The following is a 21,613-nucleotide window of genomic DNA, read 5'->3' as shown; positions in this document are numbered from 1 at the left end:
GGATGATACGGAGGCTCTATGGCCCTACCTGACGCACTTTTAGATCGTATACGCCGTGTAAAACTGCTGGCCCTGGACGTGGACGGCGTGCTGACCGACGGCCGCCTGTACTTCCAGGCCGATGGCATCGAAATCAAGGCCTTTCACACCCAGGATGGCCACGGGCTGAAGCTGCTCAAACGGGTCGGCATTCATGTCGCGCTGATTACCGGCCGTGACTCTCCCATGGTCAGTCAGCGTGCCGCAGCGCTGGGCATCAGCCATGTCTACCAAGGCTGTGAAGACAAGCTCGCCACCCTGCGCGGGCTATGCCAACGGTTAGACATTACCCTGGAACAGGTTGCGTTCTGTGGCGACGACCTCCCGGACCTCGCGCCGATCAAGCGCTCCGGCGTCGGCATCACTGTGCCCAACGCCCCCGACTACATGCACACCCACGCCGACTGGATTACCGATCGCCTGGGCGGGCATGGCGCCGTGCGCGAAATCTGTGACACGCTGCTCACCAGCCAGGGGCACTGGGACGCCGTACTCGACACTTATCTGCACGGTTCCGTCTGAATGGGCATCAGGGTGAGAAAACGCGTCTGGCTGTCGGGCCTGGTCATCACCCTGGGTGGGCTGTTGGTGTGGCTGGACCCACGCGCCCCTCAACAGCGTGAAGTAGACCCCGAGGCCCAGGCCCAAGAGCCCGGACACGTGCTGGAAAATGCCGAAATCACCCTGTTCGGTGAAGACGGCACGCTTCAGCAATCCTTGGTGGCACCGCGTCTGGTACATACCCCGCAGGCGGCCATGACCCACGTGACGTCACCACGCGCCACCCTGTTCGACAGCGAGCAGCGTGAATGGCTGGCCATTGCCGACACCGGCACCTTGAACATGGACTCCCAGGCGCTGACCCTGGCCGGATCCGCGCGCCTGCTGGCGCCGGACGAAGGCTGGCAGCTGGATACCGACCTGCTGCACTATGATGGACTGGAGCGTCATGCCTGGAGCGACACCCCTGTGGTACTGCAGCAGCCACCTCAACGCATCGAAGCCTCACGCATGGATGTCTGGCTGGACGACAGCCGTGTCAGTTTGATCGATAACGTGCGCGGCGTGCATCCGCCCGCCCCCCAATCTTCTCAGGAGTCGCCATGAACGCCCTGCTTCGTACGGCACTGTTCGCCCTTGCCGTTCCCATGGTGGTAGGCGTACTGCCTGCCGCTGCTCAACAACAGGCCCCCGTTGAAGTGGAAGCCGACCGCCTGGACCTGGACCAACGTGCGGGCACGGCGGTCTATACCGGCAACGTCGACATTCGCCAAGGTGAAATGCAGCTGCGCGGAGAGCGTGTCGAAATTCATCGCAACGAGGCGGGCGAGCTCTCCCGGGCCGTCGCCACGGGCGAGCGTGCCTACCTGCGCAACCAGCTGGAAGACCAGACGACGCCCATGGAAGGCTGGGCGCGGCGCATCGTCTACCATGTGTCCGAGCGGCGTGTAGAGTTGATCGACCAGGCCGAACTGACCCAGCAAGGGGATCGCTTCCAGGGTGGACGGCTCGAATACTTCATCGACCGCGGGGTGGTCCAAGCACGCTCCGATGTCAGCGGCAGCGCACCGCAACGCATCCGCATGACCTTACAGCCCGAGCAATAGAGAGAGCCCCTCGTGACAGCCATCAGCCCCGACACTGCAGCGGTCAAGACGCTCCATGCACAGCATCTGGCCAAGAGTTACAAGCGCCGCCGCGTGGTCAAGGATATCAACCTGGAAATTGCCCAAGGCAGTGTCGTTGGCCTGCTAGGCCCCAACGGCGCAGGCAAGACCACCTCGTTCTACATGATCGTCGGCCTGGTGAAGGCCGATGCTGGCAAAGTGGGCATCGACGATCTCGACCTGACCCGGGCGCCGATGCATGAGCGTGCCCTGGCAGGCATCGGCTACCTGCCTCAGGAAGCATCGATCTTTCGCAAACTGTCGGTGGCCGACAATATCATGGCCATTCTGGAAACGCGTCGTGAGCTCGACCGCAGCAGCCGAGAAGCCAAGCTCGAATCTCTGCTGGAAGATTTTCACATCACCCATATTCGCGACAACCTGGGCATGAGCCTCTCGGGCGGCGAGCGGCGGCGGGTGGAAATCGCTCGCTCGCTGGCCACCGAACCTGCCTTCATTCTGCTGGATGAACCATTTGCCGGCGTCGACCCCATTTCCGTGGGCGATATCAAATCGATCATACGCGCCCTCAAGAAGCGTCATATTGGCGTCCTCATCACCGACCACAACGTGCGTGAAACTCTGGATATCTGCGATATTGCCTACATTGTTGGCGACGGACACATCATCGCCAGTGGAAACCCCCAGGAAATCCTCAATAACCAGAAGGTACGCGACGTCTATCTGGGCGCCGACTTCCGGCTTTAAACAATGGCCCACGAAGACATTTTATTTAGTGGCATGCTTATTGCACTTGCACCAAACGGAGAGTCGCTCTAGGGTGGAGCTTTCTGATTAACGAGTGGTTCTCAGATGGTCATGAAAGCTTCTCTTCAACTGCGCATCGGCACACAGCTGACCATGACACCTCAGCTGCAGCAGGCCATTGCGCTGCTTCAGCTATCGACGCTGGACCTTCGTCAAGAAATTCAGCAGGCGCTGGATGCCAACCCCATGCTCGAGCAGGAAGATGAGTTTGGCGAACAGGCCGTCAGCGAGCCTCAGGAAGCCGAGTGGGCAGACAGCATCCCCAGCGAGCTTTCCGTAGACAGCGACTGGTCCGACACGTACCAGGACATGGGGAGCATGGGCGGCAGCAGCGAAGGCCCGGACTTCGAGCGTCAGGCGGCGGGGCAGAGCCTGCACGGTCACCTGCTTTGGCAATTGGCCATGACCGACTTCTCCTCCCGTGAACATGCCATCGCCGAAAGCCTCATCGATGCGCTGGATGCCAACGGCTACCTGACCCAGCCTCTCAACGACATTCGCGAGGGGCTCAAGGCACAAGGCCACGACGGCCTGAGCCAGCGCGAGGTCGAAAACACCCTGCTGCGCCTTCAGCAGTTTGAACCCACCGGAGTATTTGCCCGTGACCTGCGGGAGTGCCTGATGCTGCAGCTGGCCTCGCTGCCCGAAGACACCCCGCTGCTGATGCCTGCCAAACGCCTGGTACGCCAGTTTCTCGAAGCTCTCGGCAAGGACGACATGCGCTTGCTAAAGCGACGCCTGAGCCTCGACGACGAGCAGTTGGACGATGTCATCCGTTTAATTCGCAGCCTTGACCCCAGGCCTGGAAGCGCCTACGGCATCACCGACGACAGCTATGTCACGCCAGATCTGGTGGTACGCCACGATCACGAGGGCTGGCACCTGGAACTCAACCCGGAAGCGCTGCCTCGACTGCGTATTCAGCCCGACTACGCCAGCCTGATCAAACGCGCCGACAAGAGCCAGGACAACCAGTTTCTGAAAGAGCATCTCCAGGAGGCTCGCTGGCTGATCAAAAGCCTTTCGAGCCGCAACGACACCCTGCTGCGCGTGGGGCGCGAGATCATTGCTCGGCAGATCGGCTTTCTGGAGCATGGCGAAGAAGCCATGAAACCGCTGATTCTGGCCGATATCGCCGAAGCGGTGGAGATGCATGAATCGACCATCTCGCGGGTCACTACCCAGAAATACATTCATACCCCGCGCGGGGTGTTCGAGCTCAAGTACTTCTTCTCCAGCCAAGTCAGCGGCCAGGAAGGTGGCGACAGCCATTCCAGCACGGCCATTCGAGCACGCATCAAGAAACTGATTCAGGACGAGCCTCCGGGCAAGCCACTCTCCGACAGCCGTCTGGTCACCCTGCTGGAAGCGGGCGGCATTACCGTGGCCCGCCGCACCGTGGCCAAGTACCGTGAGTCGATGGGTATACCTTCGTCGAGTGAGCGCCGTCGTTTACGCTAGTTAAACGCTCTCGCCCAACAAACTCTCGACGAGGGCTTTGCAATGGCCCAAAAAGGGTTACAATCGAAGTACAGTCCGATGGATAAGGAGCACGTCAATGCAAGTAAACATCACTGGTCATCACGTTGAACTGACTGACGCCTTGCGTGACTACGTAAACGAAAAGCTGGAACGCGTTGAACGTCACTACGACAACATCACGACCGTCCAGGTCACCTTATCTGTTGAAAAGGAGCGCCAGCAAGCCGCCTGCACCCTGCACGCAGCAGGAGCCGACCTTCATGCCGAAGCGCTGGACAACGACATGTACGCAGCCATTGACGCCCTGGCGGACAAAATCGACCGTCAGCTCGTAAAACACAAGGAAAAAGCACAAGCCCGCGCCCAAGGCGCTGGCGTGCGTTAACCCGATGACGTTGGAAACCATTCTCCCCCCGGAGCGCGTGCTGTACGACGTGCCCGGGGGCAGCAAAAAAAGGGTGCTGGAGTTTTTCAGCACCTTTATCGCTCAAAACACGCCCAGCCTGGATAGCCAGGAAGTCTTCAGTCGATTGATTGGCCGTGAACGGCTGGGCAGTACCGGCATCGGCAATGGCGTGGCCATTCCCCACGCACGCAGTCCTCACTGCAGCACGCCCATTGCCGGTTTTCTCAAGCTGGCCGAACCCGTCGACTTCGATGCCATCGATGGTGACCCCGTCGATCTGGTGTTCGTGCTGCTGGTACCCGAAGAAGCCGATGATACGCATTTGGCGCTATTGGGTCAGGTCGCCACGATCATGAACGACGCAGCCACACGTCAGCAATTGCGCAATGTCAGCAGCCAGCGTGAACTGCTGACGCTGTTGACCGACAAGATTCGCGAGCAGGCTGCCTAGCGCAGCCTTTGCCGGGCAGCAAGGCCGTCGGTAACCCCCTATTCCTTCTCAAGCCAAGAGAGATGCGCTATGCAGCTGGTGATCATTAGCGGCCGTTCAGGGTCCGGTAAGTCCATCGCCCTACAGGCTCTGGAAGATCTTGGCTATTACGCCATCGACAACCTGCCTGCCATGCTGCTGGGCTCGCTGGTCGATGAACTGCGTCAACAGGGGGGGCGTACTCATTTGGCCGTCAGCATCGATGCGCGCAACTTGCCTACTGCACTGGAACAGTTGCCTGCTCTGCTGGAAGAACTACGCCAGCGTCAGATCCGTTTTCAGGTCATCTACCTGACCACGGACGCTCGCATTCTGCTGGAGCGCTACTCGGCCACCCGTCGGCGCCACCCGCTGACGCGGGATAGCGACATGACCCTGGAAGAGGCCATCAACAAGGAAGAAGAAACCCTGCTCGAGATTCGGGACCTGGCTGACCTGCTGATCGATACGTCGCGTCTTTCGGTACACGACCTACGCCGCCGCATCACCGATCAGGTTGCTCATCAGCGGCGTGACCAGTTGACCCTGACGTTCGAATCTTTCGGCTACAAACGGGGCGTACCCATGGATGCCGATATCGTGTTCGACGTGCGCTGCCTGCCCAACCCCTATTGGGACCCCAGCTTGCGGCAGTTCACCGGACGCGACGCCAACATCAAGGCCTTCTTGAGTGGCTACCCCATCGTCGATGACATGCGTGACGATATTCATGCCTGGCTGGAGAAATGGCTACCTGCTTACCAAAGCAGTCAACGCAGCTATATGACCGTGGCCATTGGCTGTACCGGCGGACAGCATCGCTCTGTCTACATGGTCGAGCAACTGGCGCAATCGCTGGTCAAGCGCACTGGCGCTATTCAGCTCAGACACCGGGAATTGGGCTTGCAGTACACGCTGAGCGAATTACCCGCTACCGTCGATGCCGCTTCTTCCACCCCTCCCAGCGACACGACGTCGCCCTGATATCACTCGGCAAAAAGGAACCAGAGTGCCTGAAAGAACCTTAACGCTGACCAACCAACGCGGCCTTCATGCCCGCGCCGCCACCAAATTGGTCAAGTGCGGCCAGCAGTTTTCAGCCCGCATTCACGTGTACAAACAGCAGCAAAAGGCCGATGCGGCCAACATCATGTCGCTGCTGATGCTGGCGGCCCCCTGCGGTACGTCACTCACCATTACCGCAGAAGGTGAAGACGCCGACCAGGCCCTCGATGCCATCCAGGCCCTGTTCGACGCCCGCTTCGACGAGGATCAGTAACCCTCGTCAGCTGCCCGCCACCGTCATGGCGTCCACCAGCCAGCTGCCGGTATGAATGCTGCCACGCGTATCGGTATCATCGCCAATCCCCATCAGGCCAGCGAACATGGTGTTGAGATTGCTGGCAATGGTGAACTCTTCGATGGGGTACTGTACCTCGCCATTCTCCACCCAGAAACCGGCCGCACCGCGAGAGTAGTCACCCGTCACAGCATTGACCCCCTGCCCCATCAGCTCGGTGACCCAAATACCCCGCCCCATCTGCTGCAACAGCTCGTGACGCGGTGTCAGCGGGGCCAACAGACGCAGGTTACGCGCTCCGCCAGCGTTCCCCGTCGACTGCATACCCAGGCGACGCGCGCTGTAGGCAGACAGCATGTAGCTGGCGATCCTGCCCTGCTCGATGAAACGGTTATCTCGGGTCTGCACACCCTCGGCGTCGAAGGGCGAGCTGGCCGTGGCGCCGACTTCCATGGGGCGCTCCTCCAGCCCCATCCACTCCGGGAAAAGCGGGCTGCCCAGGCGATCACACAAGAACGATGCTTCACGATATAACGCCCCGCCCGCCAACGCGCCCATCAGGTGGCCTACCAGGCCTGCGGCCAGGGTTGGGTCGAACAGCACGGGAAACGTACCGGTGGGCGGCTTGCGCGCACCCAGCCGCCGCAGGGTGCGTGCGGCCGCTTCGCGCCCGACGTCCTCCGGGTCACGCAGCTGTACGGGATTGCGTGCCGACGTGTAGTCATAGTCGCGCTGCATACCCTTGTCATCCTGGGCGATCAGCATGCAGGACAGCGAATGGCTGCTGCCCTTTTGGGTACCTAGAAAGCCATGGCTATTGGCGTAGACCCGCACGCCCTCGCCACTGGACAACGAGGCACCTTCGGACTGGTGAATACCGTACACGCTGCGCCCCGCCTGTTCACAGCGCAGCGCCAGCTCGATGGCCTGCTCGGTCGAGAGCGCCCACGGGTGGTGCACCTTGAGATCCGGCAGCCGGGTCGCCATCAGCGCAGCGTCTGCCAACCCGGCAGCAGGGTCTTCGCCGGTATAGCGCGCAATTGCCAGGGCCTTTTCCACCGTGGCGCGCAGCGAGGCGCTGCTGGCATCCGTGGAGGAGGCGCTCCCCTTGCGCTGGCCAACGTAGACCGTAATGGCGATTCCCTGGTCACGGGAAAGCTCGACGGTCTCGACCTCGCCGAGCCGTACGCTGACGCCCACCCCCTGGTCGACACTGGCGCCTACTTCAGCGGCATCGGCGCCCAGCGTTTTCGCCAGGCCAAGGGCTTCTTCCGCCCGCTGCGCCAGTAGCGCCTGTTGCGCTGCTGCATCAAATGCCTGTGCCATGTGGTCTCCTTTTCGCCTCAATTGCATTGGCGAATCAATGTTATGGTCGCAGCCTGATATAATGCTGCCGACGAATCCAAATCAGTGAGTGTCTGTATGCCTAAGCAACGCCCCGAGCCCCTCGATATTGACGAGCAGGAAGAGCGTCCCAGTAAATCCCAGCTCAAGCGTGAAATGCATGCTCTTCAGGCGCTTGGCGAAACCTTGATTGCCATGAAACCCGCCGAACGAGCCCGCTTTCCGCTGTCTGACGATATGTTGCGGGCCATCGAGGAAACCTCGCGCATCCGCTCCCATGAAGGCCGCCGCCGCCACATGCAGTACGTGGGCAAGTTGATCCGCAAGGAGGATCTAGCCGCCATCCAGGGGGTATTCGATGCCATCGAGCAAGAGAAAGAGCAGCGCGACCATGCCTTTCATCGACTGGAAAAATGGCGTGATCGGCTGGTCGACGAGGGTGACGACGCCGTCGACCTGTTCCTTGCCGACTACCCCGATGCCGACCGCCAGACCCTGCGTCAGCTGGTGCGTAACGCCCGCAAGGAGCGTGAGCAAGGTAAACCGCCGACCAGCGCGCGCAAGCTGTTCAAGCACTTGCGCGATACGCTGGCGCTCTGACCCCCACACCAACGATGACGAGCTGCGCTGTCTGACTAGCCGGATTGCGTGCCACCGACGGTCAGCTCGTCCAGCTTGAGGGTGGGCTGCCCAACGCCTACCGGCACGCCCTGGCCCTCCTTGCCGCATACCCCAATCCCGGTATCCATGGCCAGGTCATGGCCAATCATGGACACTCGTCCCATCGCCTCAGGGCCATTGCCGATCAGCGTGGCGCCCTTGACTGGCGAGGTGATGCGGCCATCTTCGATCAGGTAGGCTTCGCTGGCTGAAAACACGAACTTGCCCGACGTGATATCTACCTGCCCGCCACCGAAGCTGACCGCGTAAAGGCCGCGCTTGACGCTCTTGATGATGTCTTCCGGCGCATCTTGCCCGGCCAGCATCACCGTGTTGGTCATACGCGGCATCGGCAGGTGGGCAAAGGACTCACGCCGCGCGTTCCCGGTTGGCGCCATGTTCATCAATCGCGCGTTCAGCTTGTCCTGCATGTAGCCGGTGAGAATGCCATCCTCGATCAGAGGGGTGTACTGGCCCGGCGTGCCCTCGTCATCGACGCTGAGCGCCCCGCGGCTATCCATGACCGTGGCATCGTCTACCACGGTGACGCCCTTGGCCGCCACGCGCTGACCCATTCGCCCGGCGAAAGCCGAGCTGCCCTTGCGATTGAAGTCACCCTCCAGGCCGTGCCCGACCGCCTCGTGCAAGAGGATGCCAGGCCATCCAGCGCCAAGCACCACGGGCATCTGTCCAGCGGGTGCATCCACCGCTTCCAGGTTGACCAGCGCCTGACGCACGGCCTCCTGGGCATAGCGCTCGGCCACCCCCTCATCGCGCAGGCGAGCCATGGAGTAGCGCCCACCGCCACCGGCGCTACCCCGCTCCCGACGGCCATTCTTGGCCGCGATCACGCTGACATTGAAACGTACCAGCGGTCGCACGTCCGCCGCCAGGGTACCGTCGCTAGCGCGCACCAGCACGACTTCGTAGGTGCCGGACAGCGAGGCACTGACCTGGCTGATGCTGGGGTCGGCAGCGCGCGCGACGCGGTCGGCCTGCTTCAGCATGGCCACCTTCTCCTCGGCGCTCAGCCCTGCCAGCGGGTCGATACCTGCATAGCGCGCCGCTGCGCTTACCGGCACGACACGCTGGCCAGGCAACTGCTTGCCACTGCGCACGATGCCCGACGCGGTGCGTCCGGTATCCATCAGAGCATCGGCAGTAATCTGGTTGGAGTAGGCAAAGCCGGTTTTTTCACCGGCCAGCGCCCGCACACCGACCCCGCCATCGATGTTGTAACTCGCTTCCTTGACCTCACCGTCTTCCAGCACCCACCCCTCCTGCCAGGTGCGCTGAAAGTAAAGGTCAGCATAATCGATGCCTGCCCCCATGGCGTAGCCAAGGCCCGTATCCAGGGCTTCCAGATCGAGACCACCCGGCGTTAGCAAAATGGAAATTGCAGACTCTATATCGCTTGTGTGTGCGGTCATTGAGGGCCTTCTAAAGTAACCTGCGGCGAGGTCCAGGGACCTCGCACGCGATAATGAATGGTGGTGGCCTGGGCCAGTGCGTCACCAAAAAGCCGGTCGGCAATAAAGAGCGCCCCACCGACGATGGGAGCACCCACCGCGATTGCAGCGATAGGCAGACTTTGGCTCACTGGCAGTGTGACGCCAAGACGCTGATCGAGTTCGCGCTGCAAGAGATTAACATTTCCTGTCAGCGTAAAGGTCGTGGCAGGGGCATCAATTTGTAGGGGGCCACGCAGCAACAGCTGCCCTTGGGCCACGTCTGCCGTGCCATGCACCCGATCGAACGCCGTCCCTTGCCCGGTCACATCCGAAAAATCAAAGCGCAGTCTGCGCAGAATGTTATCGAAGTTGAGCAGCCCCACCAGCCGAGCAGGTGCCGAGTCGAGCATCACGAAGCGCCCGTCACGAATATCCGTGCTCAGCTCCCCACCTGCGCGGGCCAGCGCAAACTGCCAGGGCGCCCCCGCCCAGGCAAGCTCGGCGGCCACGTTGGTGGTGCGGCTGCGCATGGCAACGGGCTGCCCCAGACGCTCCAGGGCAGTGCCCAGATCTCCCCCCTGGATCGTCAGGTCAGCGCGCGTGCGGCTGGTCACCGGATTACCTTCCCAGTGCAGCTCGCCACGCGCCGAGAGCTGCCCCAACGTCAGCCCCACCGGCGCAATCGAGAGACGCTGATCGTTCGTTTGCCAATACGCCGTCAGAGGACCGTAAAGGCCATTGCCAACACTCAGTTCGGCCAGTCGCAATCGCCCATCGGGCACGGAGGCCAGCCATTCGGGGATAGGGGCTGGAGCCGCGTATTCGGTGGTGATCTCATCCAGCCAGGAGTCTGGTGCAGAGACGGCGTTGGCCTGCTCCTCACCGGGCAAGTCAAGCAGACGGTCAGCGGCCAGATAGCTCACCACCACATCCAGCGGACGAGCCTCGCGAGGCTGATAGCTCAAGCGTCCCGACAGCAGCTCACCATTGATTTGCAGCTGCGCTCGGTCCGCCTCGGCACTGCCGGACGCCGTCATGGCGCCCAGACACTCGTCTCGATAACGTAAACAGGACGTCCTCAGCACGGCTTCGAGGGTCGGCAACTCCCCTGGCGTCGTCAGCCCATCCGCACCACTGTCGAAAAGCGGCGACACGGCCTGCTGCCAAGCCAGAGGGTCGATATGCTCCAGCGATGCATCTATTTTCCAGCCAGACTGCTGGGGCCAGTCTACCAGGGGTGCCACGCTACCCAGCGCGACCGCTCCCGCCAACCCCTCTGGCTCTCTGAGCGCCAGACGCATGGCCAGCAGATCGGCAATCCGTACTTCTCCTCTGGACCTGGAAACGTCGGCACGCACCCGCAACGGCCAAGGCTGCTCGGCACGTTTGTCGAACGGCTCGGGCAACTGGCTAGTCAGCCCGACCAGCTGGCTTTGCAGGGTCAAGGTGGGGCTGTCCCCCCAATCCACCACGCCTTCCCAGGTCGTTCGCCCACGCAGTACTTCGCGCGCCGTGTCCGGCATGTCCGCCAATGCCCAGAGCGCTGCGCTGTCTACATCGCCGCTGAGCTGCACCCGCTGCTGATCTTCATCAAAGTCGGCCCGGATTCCCCCACCTTGCCAACGCCCCTGCAGGTTACCCAGCAGCGCACGCTGCTCGCCCGACTGCTGCCAGTTCACCTCGCCTTCGACCTGACGCAGTGACAAGGGTAGTGGTTGATAGCGCACGACCTCCAGAGAAGGCACCACGTTGATATCCAGCGACAGTCCTTCTGGATGCGCCAAAGGCACGACCGCCGCCAAGGAGCCTTCTACCACGCCTTCGGCACTGAGCTCGTCGAGCGGTAACCCGCCCGCCTCTGGCGTGGCCTTGAGAAAGCGCAGCAGCGAGGCGCCATCACTGTGCAAGTGTCCCGACAGACGCAGCACGTTGTCTTCATCCAACTGGACGGCCCCCTCGGATAGCTGGACACCCTGGCTCTGTGCACTCGTCACTTGTGCCTTCAGCTCTCCACCTTGCCATATCAGGCGACCATCGACCTCTTCCAGCAGCGGCCAACCATCGGCAATCGGCAAGTACCCCTCGCGCACCAGCAGCGCCAGCGTGGCGGAAAATGGCGGTGCGCTACCGCGCTCTCCAAACGGCAGACTCATCTTGAGCGCCCCCTGCGGCACTCGGCCACCGATGTCTTTTTGCAACCATTCACGCAACTCCGGCCCCAACACACCCAGCGGCAACCATTGCCCTAACGGGCGCTCCACGGCATCGACATTCTCGAAGGCGAGGTCGAGACCAAACTGACCACGCTGCTGCCCCGTGATCAGGCCAAAGCCACCCTCGATGCGGGCGCCATCCCAATCGACTTTAAGCTCACGCCCGCTGATCATGGTACGTGGGCCATCGTAGACCCACTCCACCACGCCCTCGGCATGCCCCAGCTGCATGGGCGCTTCGAAGAGCTGCGGGAAGTAGAGTTCGCTGTTGCCCGCACTGCTGAAGGTCACCCGGCCACGCAGGTCACGCGCCTGCACCCAGGCATCCAGAGGGCCACCACCGGGTGCCTGCTGCCACGGGTCGACCGCAACGTTGGTCAGCGCGGCATCGACCCCCCAGCGCCCTTCACGCTGTCCTAGCCGCAGCCCCTGCACCTGCCCTCGGGGGGCCAGGGTTTGCAGCACCCGCGTCAGCGACTCGGGCAACAGGGCGTACTCGCGCCAGGCGGCCAGCGAGGCCAGTTCGAAGGCGCTGGTGCGCAGTTCCCAACGGCCGGGCTCGTGGGCCAGATACCAGTGGTAAGGTAGGGCAGGACCATCGCTGATGCCCTCTGGCTGTGCCCACTCGACGCTTTCTGCGTTGCCGCTCAGCCAGGCTTCACCGCCCTCCCCGTTGCGCTGCCACTGCCCGGAGGCCTGGATGTTGCGCAGCACGGCATACTCCACATCCCGGCGCAGGGTCAGCTCGGGCATATCGACCGCAAGTCGGGCATCCTCAAGGCGACCTTCTCGCCAGCGTCCCCATAGCTGGACCTGACCGCCCGCCTGCTCCAGATACGGCATCTGCTCGGGTCGAAACAGCGCTGCCAGCACCACCAGATGATCCAGCTGCATATTCATCTGCAGCGCGGCCGAAAAATCACTCAAGCCACGCGCACCTGGCTGCATCTCGGCGCCCATGGTGATGGCAGGCAGCGCCGCGGCTTGCTGGTCGGGGTCTTCCACGACATTCAACTCGCCAGAGAGCCGCGTCCGACGCTCGTCGCCATCCAGCACCAGCGACGGTGCATGCAACAGCACCGTCTGCTCACGCCCATGCAGCAGCACGCGGCTGTTGTCTACCCACAGACGCTGCCGGAGCAACAACCCTGCCCAGGCGTCGATCAACGCCAGATCGATATCCGGCTGCGGGGCCATGCCCAAGGGAAGCCTGGCGGGCGCCGGCCATCCCCAGGTGGTTCCAGGGGTTTGATAGAGGTGGAACTCGAGGCCCGCCATGCGGGCATCGCTGAAAATGGGTGCCCAATGGCGCAGGCTCGCCAAACCATCCAGGCGTAAATGCACGCGCTCGACGGCAGCCAGCGGGTCGCCTTGAGGGGTATCGATACGCAGGTCTTCGAGCAGGAAACGCAGATCATTGCGCGCCAACGAGAGCGATACTTGCCCGATACTCACCGGCGCACCGATTCTGGCTTCCAGCACGGCTTCGATGCGTGGCGCGAGTGCCTCACTCTGGCTGAGGGCCACGCGCAGCGTCAACAGTAGTAACGCCAGCAGGCCCAGCAGTACTGCCAGCGTCACCAGTACGACGCGAAGCAAGAGGCGGAGTAAGGAGCTTGACGCAGCCATCACATGAGTACGATATCGTACTGCTCTTGGGAGTAGTGCTGCTCGACCTGAAAGCGAATGGTCTTGTTGATGAAGGTTTCCAGGTCAGCCACGGCCGCCGACTCTTCATCCAACAAACGATCCACCACCGGCTGAGAGGCCAGCACCATGTAGGTTTCTGCGCTGTAGGCACGCTCTTCACGCAGGATTTCGCGGAAGATTTCGTAGCAGATGGTTTCGGGGGTCTTCAAAGTGCCGCGGCCGGCGCAGGTGGGACAGGCCTCGCACAGCGTTTGTTCGAGACTTTCCCGCGTACGCTTGCGGGTCAGCTGCACCAGCCCCAGCTCGGTTACCCCGGTACATTTGGTTTTTGCATGGTCACGCTCCAGCGCCTTTTCCAATACGCGAAGCACCTGACGCTGATGCTCGACATCCACCATGTCGATGAAGTCGATAATGATGATACCGCCCAGGTTGCGCAGCCGTAACTGACGGGCAATGGCCGTCGCGGCTTCCAGGTTGGTCTTGAAAATGGTCTCTTCCAGATTGCGATGACCGACGTACCCACCGGTGTTGACGTCGATGGTCGTCATGGCTTCGGTAGGATCGATGACCAGATACCCACCGGATTTGAGCTGCACCTTGCGCCCCAGGGCTTTCTGAATCTCGTCTTCGACGCTGTAGAGGTCAAAAATCGGTCGCTCGCCCGGGTAGTACTCGATACGGTCCACCGCGTCGGGCATGAACTCTTCGGCAAACTCGACCAGCTTGACGAAGTTTTCCCGGGAGTCGATGCGCACTTTTTCGATGTCATCGCGCATGACGTCACGCAGGGTGCGCATGAACAGCGGCAAGTCGTCATAGATCACGCTAGGCGGGGAAGCGGTGATCTTGCGCTCGCTGACCTTGCGCCAGATACGCAGCAGAAAATACATGTCGCTGGCCAGCTCTTCATCGCCCACGCCTTCTGCCGCCGTGCGCACGATGAAGCCACCCGTCACGTCGATGGTCTGTTCTGCGATGCTCTTGTCCAGCAGCGCTTTCAGCCGCTCACGCTCGCGTTCGTCTTCGATGCGCTGGGAAACACCATGGTGAGGCGAGTCCGGCATGTAGACCAGGTAACGCGAAGGAATCGAGAGATGGGTAGTCAGCCGCGCCCCTTTCGTGCCGATAGGGTCCTTGGTGACCTGCACGACCAGAGCCTGACCTTCGTGCAGCAACTGCCCGATGGTCTGCTGCTCATCGCTGGGGGTGCCGGGCGGCATCACTTCATGGGCATGAATGAAAGCGGCGCGTTCAAGGCCAATATCGACAAAGGCAGCCTGCATGCCAGGCAGTACGCGAACCACTTTGCCTTTGTAGATATTACCCACGATCCCACGGCGACGAGAACGCTCGATGAGCGCCTCCTGCAACACGCCATTTTCCACCAGCGCGACGCGGGTCTCCATGGGCGTCAAATTGATAAGGACTTCACCGCTCATGCACAATTCCTTATTGAATATCCGGTTCCGTGCCAGCGCAGCGGTCGTCGCCAGGTGCCAGGGCGGGCCCAATCGCTACGTTGGATATCGGCCCGCCCAAACGGGCACTCCCTGCTGGACAAGCAAGCGCGTGGTTTCAAATAGCGGCAGCCCCACGACGGCAGAGTGACTGCCCTGAATTTCTTCGACGAACACCGAAGCAAGCCCTTGTATGGCATAGCCACCGGCTTTGTCCACGGGCTCACCGGTCTGCCAATAGCAGGCGATTTCCTCGCGGCTCAATGAGCGCATGGTGACATGAGTCGTGACACAACATGAGAGTATACCCAGCGGCCCACTCACTGCCACCGCGGTCAGTACTTGATGCGTACCCCCCGAGAGCCGTTTCAACATCTCGGCGGCATGTTGCTGGTCTCGGGGCTTGCCAAGAATATCCCCCGCCACCACGACTGCCGTATCCGACCCGAGCACCGGCAAGTGCGTTCGGCCCATGGCCGCGCTGGCCTTGGCGATGGCCAGCCGCTCCACATACGCCAAGGCCGACTCATCGGCCAGCGGCGTTTCATCGATATCGCTGGGCAGCACGCTGACAGGCACGCCAATCGACGCCAGCAGCGCCTTGCGACGCGGCGACGCAGACGCCAGGCAGAGCACCGGCGGGGAGGATGCGCCGGAAATCACCTCGCTCATGTTCCACTGCTCATCATGCGCCGCTCCAGAGCCACCAGCATGGTGGCCAGCCAAGGCCACAACAGCGCACTCATCAGCGAGGGAATCAGGAAGGAGAGGTGGATCGAAAACTCGCCGGTCAAGGTACGCAACCACTGCTCGACCAGCTGCACCAGCCCCAGCAGCACCAGCACCAGCACGGCCTGCTGCACCAGCGAATAAGCGCGAAAACGTGGATAGACCATGGCAGCCAGAAACGCCAACAGCGACAAGATGAGCGCGTGTTGGCCCAGCGCGGTCCCTTCGATCAGGTCCAGCAGCAGGCCCACCACGAAGCCGTGAAAGACCCCGACTCGGTCCGGTGAGCGCATGCTCCAGTAGATGAGCATGAGGCCCACCCATTCGGGGCGAAACACCTGCCAGCCATCCGCCACCGGCATGACCTGCAAGCACAGCGCCAGCAGCAGGCTCAGCCAAACGGCGAACAGCGGCACAACGGGAGCCCTAGCCATCAAGGCGCCTCCTGTGAATGAGACTCGGCCAGACGCTGAGCGGCATGCACGGCCTGCGCCGAGATATCCATGGACTCATCCCAGTTAGACGCGTCGAACTCTTCGCGGGGCGGTGGAAAGAGCATCAGAAAATGCCGTGAGCGTTGCAGCTGGGCGGCAGGCTCGGCCATGACACGTGCAAACGGTTGGCCGGGGTCATGGTACACCTCGGTGACACGGGCCACGGGATACCCAGGAGGAAAGCGACCCGCCAACCCGGAGGTGGTCAACAAGTCTCCTTCGCGAATGTCGGCAGTATCCGGTACGTGCAGCACGCTGACGCTGCCATAACGGCCGGTGCCCTGCACAATGAAACGCAGGCCGTTTCGATTGACCTGAACCGGCAAGGCATGACTTGCATCCGCCAGCAACAGCACGCGGCTGGAGTAGGCAGACACAGCGGTCACCTGACCGACCAACCCAGACGCATCGATCACTGGCTGTCCGACATAGGCGCCGTTACGATGCCCTCGGTCGACGACCATTTGATGGGTAAAGGGGTCGTTGTCCAGCGACAGCAATTCGGCCGTGATGTAGGGAATCTCACGACGCTCGCCCGCCTTGAGCAGCGTGCGCAGCTCGGCGTTTTCGGCGGTCAGGTTGGCAAGCCGCTGCCCACGATGGGACAGCGTCAGGATCTGCTCTCGCAGGCGGCGATTCTCATCCACCAGCGCTTGCTGGTCAGAGAGCGCCAGCGCCCCCCAGTTCAAGATGTCGCTGGGCACGCTCACCACCCACTGAATGGGGGCAACGACCATGGTCATCTGGGCGCGAATATCTTCCATGCGCGTGAAACGCTGGTCGACAAACATCAGCACGCTTGCCGCCAGCACACAGAAGAAAAGCCGGTAACCGGGTAACGGCCCGTGAGAAAACAGCGGTTTAATAGGCAATCCCCCGCGTCAAACCGCTGCGATCAATCGCTCGACAGTAACTCAAAGGTATGCTGGTCAATCATCTCCAGCGCCTTGCCACCGCCACGCGCCACGCAGGTCAGCGGATCTTCGGCCACGATGACCGGCAGGCCCGTCTCTTCGGCGATCAGCTTGTCGAGGTCACGCAGCAGCGCGCCACCGCCGGTCAGCACCAGGCCGCGTTCAGCGATGTCCGAGGCAAGCTCGGGGGGCGACTGCTCCAGCGCGCTCTTGACGGCAGATACGATAGAGCCCAGCGTTTCCTGGAGCGCCTCGAGAATCTCGTGGGAGTTGAGCGTGAAGCTTCGCGGGATGCCCTCTGCCAGGTTACGGCCGCGCACGTCGATCTCGCGCAGCTCGCCACCCGGGTAGGCACACCCGATCTCTTCCTTGATGCGCTCGGCCGTGGCTTCGCCGATCAGGCTACCGTAATGGCGGCGCACGTACGCGGTGATCGCCTCGTCAAAACGGTCACCGCCTACGCGGATCGATTCGGAATAGACTACCCCGTTGAGTGAGATGATGGCGATCTCGGTGGTACCGCCACCAATGTCCACCACCATCGACCCCTGCGCTTCTTCTACCGGCAAGCCTGCACCGATGGCCGCAGCCATGGGCTCTTCGATCAGGAAGACTTCGCGGGCACCCGCCCCTTCGGCGGACTCGCGGATGGCACGGCGCTCTACCTGAGTCGACATGCAGGGCACGCAGACCAGGACACGCGGGCTGGGCGTCAGAAACGTACTCTGATGCACCTTGCGAATGAAGTGCTGGAGCATCTGCTCGGTAACGGTAAAGTCGGCAATGACGCCGTCCTTCATGGGTCGAATGGCCGTGATATTGCCAGGCGTGCGACCGAGCATACGCTTCGCGTCGGCGCCGACCGAAGCCACGCTGCGCATGCTACCGGATTGGCGGATGGCGACTACGGACGGTTCATCGAGCACGATGCCACGACCGCGTACATAAATCAGTGTGTTGGCCGTACCCAAGTCGATCGACAGATCGCTGGAAAACAGCCCCCTCAAACGTTTGAACATGGATGTTGTTACCTAGTGCAGACCGGGAACCCTGTGCGGATGCAAACGGTATCACCGCAACCCCTTGGCAGCAAGCACGAGTCGTGCCCAATAGTGCCCGAGGGGGGCAATATGTGGTACCTTTTGCGGCTATTTTCCACGTCTGCTCCACAAGACGAATTTAAGATGACCGTATGTATACCGCTCAAAGCGGAATATGTTCCATCACGTTTGCGAGGAAACCTCGATCATGGCGCTTGAAGAATCTCATGTGCGCCGGGCCGCACATCTGGCCCGACTCGCCGTCAGCGATGACCAAGCCAGTAGCTTCGTCGACGATCTCAGCCGCATTCTGGACATGGTCGACCAGCTCCAGAGCGTGGATACCGAAGGCGTGGCGCCACTGGCCCACCCGCTGGATGCCACGCAGCGCCTGCGCGCTGACGAAGTCACCGAAACCAATCAGCGCGACGCTTTCCAGCGCTGTGCTCCGGCAGTGGAAAACGGCCTGTATCTGGTGCCTCGCGTGGTTGAATAACCACCGCACCCCGCTCGTTTCTGCTTATTTCATTCGCCCCCGAACGGAGCTTCCGGGTCATGCACGATAAAACCGTAACGCAGCTCGCCGCCGCCCTGGATAGCGGTGAACTCTCCAGCCGAGAGCTGACCTCCCACTTTTTGCAGCGCATCGAAAAAGCCGATGGCAAGCTCAACAGCTTCATCACGGTGACCGCCGAGCAGGCGCTGAACACGGCCGAAGCCGCCGACCAGGCACGGGCGGCAGGCAAGGCGAGCAAGCTGGCTGGCATCCCCTTGGCGCTGAAAGACATTTTCTGCACCCAGAGCGTCAAGACCACCTGCGGCTCCAAAATGCTCGATAATTTCATCGCGCCTTACGATGCCACCGTGGTGGAAAAGCTGGCGGCCGCTGGCACCATCAGCCTCGGCAAGACCAATATGGACGAGTTCGCCATGGGCTCGTCCAACGAAAACAGCCACTATGGTGCGGTCAAGAACCCCTGGGACCTGACGGCAGTCCCCGGCGGCAGCTCCGGCGGTAGCGCGGCGGCGGTAGCGGCAGGGCTCGTCCCCGCGGCCATGGGCACCGACACCGGCGGCTCCATTCGTCAGCCGGCCGCGTTCTGCGGCATCACCGGATTGAAGCCCACCTATGGGCGCGTCTCCCGTTACGGCATGATTGCCTACGCCTCAAGCCTCGACCAGGCAGGCCCGATGGCACGTACCGCAGAGGATTGCGCCCTGCTGCTCAACGTGATTGCCGGGCACGACCTGCGCGACTCCACCAGCGTCGCCCGTGGCGTGCCTGACTACACCGAAACACTCAACGCGCCGCTGTCAGGCCTGAAAATCGGCCTGCCCAAGGAGTATTTTGGCGACGGCCTCGACCCGGAAGTCGAGCAAGCCGTGCGTGACGCCGTCAAGGTTTACGAGTCGCTGGGTGCCACGGTGCGGGAGGTCAGCCTGCCCCACACGCACTACGCCATCCCGGCCTACTACGTGATTGCCCCCGCTGAAGCTTCCTCCAACCTGTCGCGCTTCGACGGCGTGCGCTTCGGTCACCGCTGCAAGGCGCCTGCCGACCTGATCGACCTTTACACCCGCTCGCGGGCCGAAGGGTTTGGTGAAGAGGTCAAGCGGCGTATCCTGATTGGCACACACACCCTGTCGGAAGGCTTCTTCGACGCTTATTACACCAAGGCCCAGAAGGTGCGTCGCCTGATTCGTCAGGACTTCCTCGACGCCTTCGAAGATGTCGATGTACTGATGGGCCCCGCATCGCCCACGCCCGCTTTCGACCTGGGCGCGAAGAAAGACCCGGTGTCGATGTACCTGCAGGATATCTACACCATTGCCGTGAACCTGGCGGGCATTCCCGGCATCAGCGTTCCGGCCGGATTTGCGGGCGGCCGCCCGGTGGGCCTGCAAATTCTCGGCACGCACTTTGCCGAAGCGCAGCTGCTCAACGTCGCTCACCAGTTCCAGCAAGCCACCGACTGGCATCTCAAACTGCCTGCCTTTGCCGAGGAGAACGCCTGATGCAATGGGAAACCGTGATTGGGCTCGAGGTCCACGTTCAGCTCGCAACGCGTTCCAAGATATTTTCCGGCGCCTCGACGGCGTTTGGCGCCGAGCCGAACACCCAGGCCTGCGCCGTTGATCTGGGCCTACCTGGTGTACTGCCCGTCTTGAACGAACAGGCGGTCGCCATGGCCGTTCAGTTCGGCCTGGCCGTCCATGCCGAGATCCCGGAAGTATCGGTCTTCGACCGCAAGAACTACTTCTACCCCGACTTGCCCAAGGGCTACCAGACCAGCCAGATGTATCACCCCATCGTGGGCGCTGGCGAGGTGGAAATCACCCTGGACGACGACACCACCAAGCGCATCCGCATCCACCATGCCCACCTGGAAGAAGATGCAGGCAAGTCGCTGCATGAAGACTTCCACGGCATGACCGGCATCGACCTGAACCGCGCAGGCACCCCGCTGCTGGAGATCGTCTCCGAACCGGACATGCGCAACGCCAAGGAAGCAGCGGCCTATCTGAAGGCCATCCACTCCATCGTGACCTACCTGGGCATTTCCGACGGCAACATGGCCGAAGGCTCGATGCGCTGTGATGTCAACGTCTCGGTGCGCCCCAAAGGCCAGGAAGCGTTCGGCACGCGCGCGGAAATCAAGAACGTCAACTCGTTCCGCTTCGTGGAGCGCGCCATCGCCTTCGAAGTCGAGCGTCAGATCGAGCTGATCGAAGATGGCGGCAGCGTGGTGCAGGAAACCCGCCTGTACGACCCGGAGCGCGATGAGACCCGCAGCATGCGCACCAAGGAAGAAGCCAACGATTACCGCTACTTCCCCTGCCCCGACCTGCTGCCCGTGGTCCTCGATGAAGCGTACCTGGAGCATCTGCGCAGCCAGTTGCCGGAACTGCCTGCCGACAAGCGCGCTCGTTTCCAGGACGCGCTGGGGCTATCGGCTTACGATGCCAGCGTACTCTCGGCCAGCCGCGAAATGGCGGAGTTCTTCGAGGAAGTCCACCGGGTGTGCGGCGATGCCAAACAGGCGGCCAACTGGGTTCAGGGCGAGCTGTCCGGTGCATTGAACCGGGAAAACCTGAGCATTCAGAACAGCCCCGTCTCGGCCCAGCAGCTGGGCGAAGTGGTACGCCGCGTGCTCGATGGCACCATCAACGGCAAGGCCGCCAAGCAGGTCTTCCAGGCGCTGTGGAACGGCCAAGGGGAGAGCGCCGATGCCATCATCGATGCCAAAGGGCTGAAGCAGGTGACCGATACTGGCGCCATCGAAGGCATGATCGATCAGGTCATCGCCGAGAGCCCGGCCCAGGTCGCTCAGTACCGCGATTCGGAGCCCGAGAAGCGCGGCAAGATGATCGGCTACTTCGTGGGCCAGGTCATGAAGGCCTCTCGCGGCACCGCCAACCCCCAGCAGGTGAACGACCTGCTCAAGACCAAGCTGGACGCTTTGCTGTAACGCGCCCCCAGTGCCAGTGCATCACCATGAGCGGCTGCTTCGGCAGCCGCTTTGCGT

At 61.9% G+C, this 21,613-nt stretch carries 21 protein-coding genes; 13 read left to right on the top strand and 8 right to left on the bottom strand.

Annotation, left to right across the window (positions count from 1 at the left end; all coding sequences use genetic code 11):
* Nucleotides 1-18: 18 nt before the first annotated feature.
* From FEU76_RS12950 to FEU76_RS12910, 9 genes are all read left to right on the top strand, one after another.
* A complete protein-coding gene (locus tag FEU76_RS12950) occupies nt 19-561 on the top strand; it encodes a KdsC family phosphatase (RefSeq protein WP_039177455.1) in 543 nt (180 codons plus the stop codon).
* Nucleotides 562-1,146, top strand: coding sequence for an LPS export ABC transporter periplasmic protein LptC (gene lptC / locus FEU76_RS12945; protein WP_039177459.1), 585 nt, complete (start codon nt 562-564; stop codon nt 1,144-1,146).
* Nucleotides 1,143-1,646, top strand: a complete 504-nt coding sequence (gene lptA, locus FEU76_RS12940; RefSeq protein WP_039177461.1) for a lipopolysaccharide transport periplasmic protein LptA — start codon at nt 1,143-1,145, stop codon at nt 1,644-1,646. The genes lptC and lptA overlap by 4 nt, the downstream gene beginning before the upstream one ends.
* A gap of 21 nt (nt 1,647-1,667) precedes the next feature.
* Complete coding sequence (gene lptB / locus FEU76_RS12935) at nt 1,668-2,414, top strand: LPS export ABC transporter ATP-binding protein (protein ID WP_039177787.1); 747 nt, start codon at nt 1,668-1,670, stop codon at nt 2,412-2,414.
* A 105-nt stretch (nt 2,415-2,519) separates the two neighbouring features.
* Nucleotides 2,520-3,935, top strand: coding sequence for an RNA polymerase factor sigma-54 (locus FEU76_RS12930; protein WP_081137013.1), 1,416 nt, complete (start codon nt 2,520-2,522; stop codon nt 3,933-3,935).
* Between the two features lie 97 nt (nt 3,936-4,032).
* A complete protein-coding gene (gene hpf, locus FEU76_RS12925; RefSeq protein WP_027335376.1) occupies nt 4,033-4,341 on the top strand; it encodes a ribosome hibernation-promoting factor, HPF/YfiA family in 309 nt (102 codons plus the stop codon).
* 4 nt (nt 4,342-4,345) lie between these two features.
* Nucleotides 4,346-4,813, top strand: coding sequence for a PTS IIA-like nitrogen regulatory protein PtsN (gene ptsN / locus FEU76_RS12920; RefSeq protein ID WP_039177474.1), 468 nt, complete (start codon nt 4,346-4,348; stop codon nt 4,811-4,813).
* A 69-nt stretch (nt 4,814-4,882) separates the two neighbouring features.
* Nucleotides 4,883-5,815 carry an RNase adapter RapZ gene (gene rapZ, locus FEU76_RS12915; RefSeq protein ID WP_039177477.1) on the top strand — a complete coding sequence of 311 codons (933 nt, stop codon included), beginning with the start codon at nt 4,883-4,885 and terminating at the stop codon, nt 5,813-5,815.
* Nucleotides 5,816-5,840: 25 nt separating this feature from the next.
* Nucleotides 5,841-6,110 (top strand): HPr family phosphocarrier protein, encoded by a 270-nt coding sequence (locus tag FEU76_RS12910; RefSeq protein ID WP_039177479.1) that lies wholly within the window; start codon nt 5,841-5,843, stop codon nt 6,108-6,110.
* Nucleotides 6,111-6,116: 6 nt separating this feature from the next.
* Here FEU76_RS12910 and pmbA read toward each other — a convergent pair whose 3' ends face one another.
* Nucleotides 6,117-7,457: a metalloprotease PmbA gene (pmbA, locus tag FEU76_RS12905; RefSeq protein ID WP_144983544.1), complete on the bottom strand. Its 1,341-nt coding sequence runs from the start codon at nt 7,455-7,457 to the stop codon at nt 6,117-6,119.
* Nucleotides 7,458-7,553: 96 nt separating this feature from the next.
* Between pmbA and yjgA the strand changes: the two genes are divergently transcribed.
* Entirely contained in the window at nt 7,554-8,075 is a 522-nt protein-coding gene (gene yjgA, locus FEU76_RS12900; protein WP_016913474.1) for a ribosome biogenesis factor YjgA, read from the top strand.
* Nucleotides 8,076-8,110: 35 nt separating this feature from the next.
* On the opposite strand, the gene tldD is transcribed toward yjgA, so the two are convergent.
* The 7 genes from tldD to FEU76_RS12865 all read right to left on the bottom strand — a co-directional run bounded on the left by tldD (nt 8,111) and on the right by FEU76_RS12865 (nt 18,065).
* Nucleotides 8,111-9,565 (bottom strand): metalloprotease TldD, encoded by a 1,455-nt coding sequence (tldD, locus tag FEU76_RS12895; RefSeq protein WP_039177484.1) that lies wholly within the window; start codon nt 9,563-9,565, stop codon nt 8,111-8,113.
* The gene (locus FEU76_RS12890; RefSeq protein WP_144983542.1) at nt 9,562-13,428 is read right to left on the bottom strand and encodes a YhdP family phospholipid transporter; all 3,867 of its coding nucleotides are present in this window, start codon (nt 13,426-13,428) and stop codon (nt 9,562-9,564) included. The genes tldD and FEU76_RS12890 overlap by 4 nt, the downstream gene beginning before the upstream one ends.
* Entirely contained in the window at nt 13,428-14,891 is a 1,464-nt protein-coding gene (gene rng / locus FEU76_RS12885; protein WP_039177490.1) for a ribonuclease G, read from the bottom strand. Before rng ends, FEU76_RS12890 begins: the two co-directional genes overlap by 1 nt.
* Before the next feature lie 75 nt (nt 14,892-14,966).
* Entirely contained in the window at nt 14,967-15,581 is a 615-nt protein-coding gene (locus FEU76_RS12880) for a Maf family protein (protein ID WP_144983539.1), read from the bottom strand.
* Nucleotides 15,578-16,072 (bottom strand): rod shape-determining protein MreD, encoded by a 495-nt coding sequence (gene mreD / locus FEU76_RS12875; RefSeq protein WP_144983537.1) that lies wholly within the window; start codon nt 16,070-16,072, stop codon nt 15,578-15,580. The genes FEU76_RS12880 and mreD overlap by 4 nt, the downstream gene beginning before the upstream one ends.
* Nucleotides 16,072-17,004, bottom strand: a complete 933-nt coding sequence (gene mreC, locus FEU76_RS12870; RefSeq protein ID WP_144983535.1) for a rod shape-determining protein MreC — start codon at nt 17,002-17,004, stop codon at nt 16,072-16,074. The genes mreD and mreC overlap by 1 nt, the downstream gene beginning before the upstream one ends.
* A gap of 23 nt (nt 17,005-17,027) precedes the next feature.
* Nucleotides 17,028-18,065: a rod shape-determining protein gene (locus tag FEU76_RS12865; RefSeq protein ID WP_039177500.1), complete on the bottom strand. Its 1,038-nt coding sequence runs from the start codon at nt 18,063-18,065 to the stop codon at nt 17,028-17,030.
* Nucleotides 18,066-18,294: 229 nt separating this feature from the next.
* Here FEU76_RS12865 and gatC point away from each other — a divergent pair, with 229 nt between their 5' ends.
* Genes gatC through gatB form a run of 3 tightly spaced genes read left to right on the top strand, consistent with a single transcriptional unit; the run spans nt 18,295 to nt 21,556 of the window.
* Nucleotides 18,295-18,582 (top strand): Asp-tRNA(Asn)/Glu-tRNA(Gln) amidotransferase subunit GatC, encoded by a 288-nt coding sequence (gatC, locus tag FEU76_RS12860; protein WP_039177503.1) that lies wholly within the window; start codon nt 18,295-18,297, stop codon nt 18,580-18,582.
* A gap of 59 nt (nt 18,583-18,641) precedes the next feature.
* Nucleotides 18,642-20,102 carry an Asp-tRNA(Asn)/Glu-tRNA(Gln) amidotransferase subunit GatA gene (gatA, locus tag FEU76_RS12855; protein WP_144983532.1) on the top strand — a complete coding sequence of 487 codons (1,461 nt, stop codon included), beginning with the start codon at nt 18,642-18,644 and terminating at the stop codon, nt 20,100-20,102.
* A complete protein-coding gene (gatB, locus tag FEU76_RS12850) occupies nt 20,102-21,556 on the top strand; it encodes an Asp-tRNA(Asn)/Glu-tRNA(Gln) amidotransferase subunit GatB (RefSeq protein ID WP_016913464.1) in 1,455 nt (484 codons plus the stop codon). The genes gatA and gatB overlap by 1 nt, the downstream gene beginning before the upstream one ends.
* The last annotated feature ends 57 nt before the right edge of the window (nt 21,557-21,613 follow it).

The sequence above is a fragment of the Halomonas sp. C22 genome, from assembly GCF_007655045.1.
In the GTDB taxonomy this organism is placed as follows: Bacteria; Pseudomonadota; Gammaproteobacteria; order Pseudomonadales; family Halomonadaceae; genus Vreelandella; species Vreelandella hamiltonii.
This window is presented reverse-complemented; position numbering and strand designations above follow the sequence as displayed.

What these genes read in the sequence shown, in the direction of transcription:
- hpf (WP_027335376.1), top strand. Translation starts at nt 4,033, where the DNA reads ATGCAAGTAAACATCACTGGTCATCACGTTGAACTGACTGACGCCTTG.
- FEU76_RS12880 (WP_144983539.1), bottom strand. Translation starts at nt 15,581, where the DNA reads ATGAGCGAGGTGATTTCCGGCGCATCCTCCCCGCCGGTGCTCTGCCTG.
- pmbA (WP_144983544.1), bottom strand. Translation starts at nt 7,457, where the DNA reads ATGGCACAGGCATTTGATGCAGCAGCGCAACAGGCGCTACTGGCGCAG.
- gatB (WP_016913464.1), top strand. Translation starts at nt 20,102, where the DNA reads ATGCAATGGGAAACCGTGATTGGGCTCGAGGTCCACGTTCAGCTCGCA.
- tldD (WP_039177484.1), bottom strand. Translation starts at nt 9,565, where the DNA reads ATGACCGCACACACAAGCGATATAGAGTCTGCAATTTCCATTTTGCTA.
- rng (WP_039177490.1), bottom strand. Translation starts at nt 14,891, where the DNA reads ATGAGCGGTGAAGTCCTTATCAATTTGACGCCCATGGAGACCCGCGTC.
- lptC (WP_039177459.1), top strand. Translation starts at nt 562, where the DNA reads ATGGGCATCAGGGTGAGAAAACGCGTCTGGCTGTCGGGCCTGGTCATC.
- gatC (WP_039177503.1), top strand. Translation starts at nt 18,295, where the DNA reads ATGGCGCTTGAAGAATCTCATGTGCGCCGGGCCGCACATCTGGCCCGA.
- rapZ (WP_039177477.1), top strand. Translation starts at nt 4,883, where the DNA reads ATGCAGCTGGTGATCATTAGCGGCCGTTCAGGGTCCGGTAAGTCCATC.
- gatA (WP_144983532.1), top strand. Translation starts at nt 18,642, where the DNA reads ATGCACGATAAAACCGTAACGCAGCTCGCCGCCGCCCTGGATAGCGGT.
- lptA (WP_039177461.1), top strand. Translation starts at nt 1,143, where the DNA reads ATGAACGCCCTGCTTCGTACGGCACTGTTCGCCCTTGCCGTTCCCATG.
- FEU76_RS12930 (WP_081137013.1), top strand. Translation starts at nt 2,520, where the DNA reads ATGGTCATGAAAGCTTCTCTTCAACTGCGCATCGGCACACAGCTGACC.
- yjgA (WP_016913474.1), top strand. Translation starts at nt 7,554, where the DNA reads ATGCCTAAGCAACGCCCCGAGCCCCTCGATATTGACGAGCAGGAAGAG.
- ptsN (WP_039177474.1), top strand. Translation starts at nt 4,346, where the DNA reads ATGACGTTGGAAACCATTCTCCCCCCGGAGCGCGTGCTGTACGACGTG.
- mreD (WP_144983537.1), bottom strand. Translation starts at nt 16,072, where the DNA reads ATGGCTAGGGCTCCCGTTGTGCCGCTGTTCGCCGTTTGGCTGAGCCTG.
- FEU76_RS12890 (WP_144983542.1), bottom strand. Translation starts at nt 13,428, where the DNA reads ATGGCTGCGTCAAGCTCCTTACTCCGCCTCTTGCTTCGCGTCGTACTG.
- FEU76_RS12865 (WP_039177500.1), bottom strand. Translation starts at nt 18,065, where the DNA reads ATGTTCAAACGTTTGAGGGGGCTGTTTTCCAGCGATCTGTCGATCGAC.
- FEU76_RS12950 (WP_039177455.1), top strand. Translation starts at nt 19, where the DNA reads ATGGCCCTACCTGACGCACTTTTAGATCGTATACGCCGTGTAAAACTG.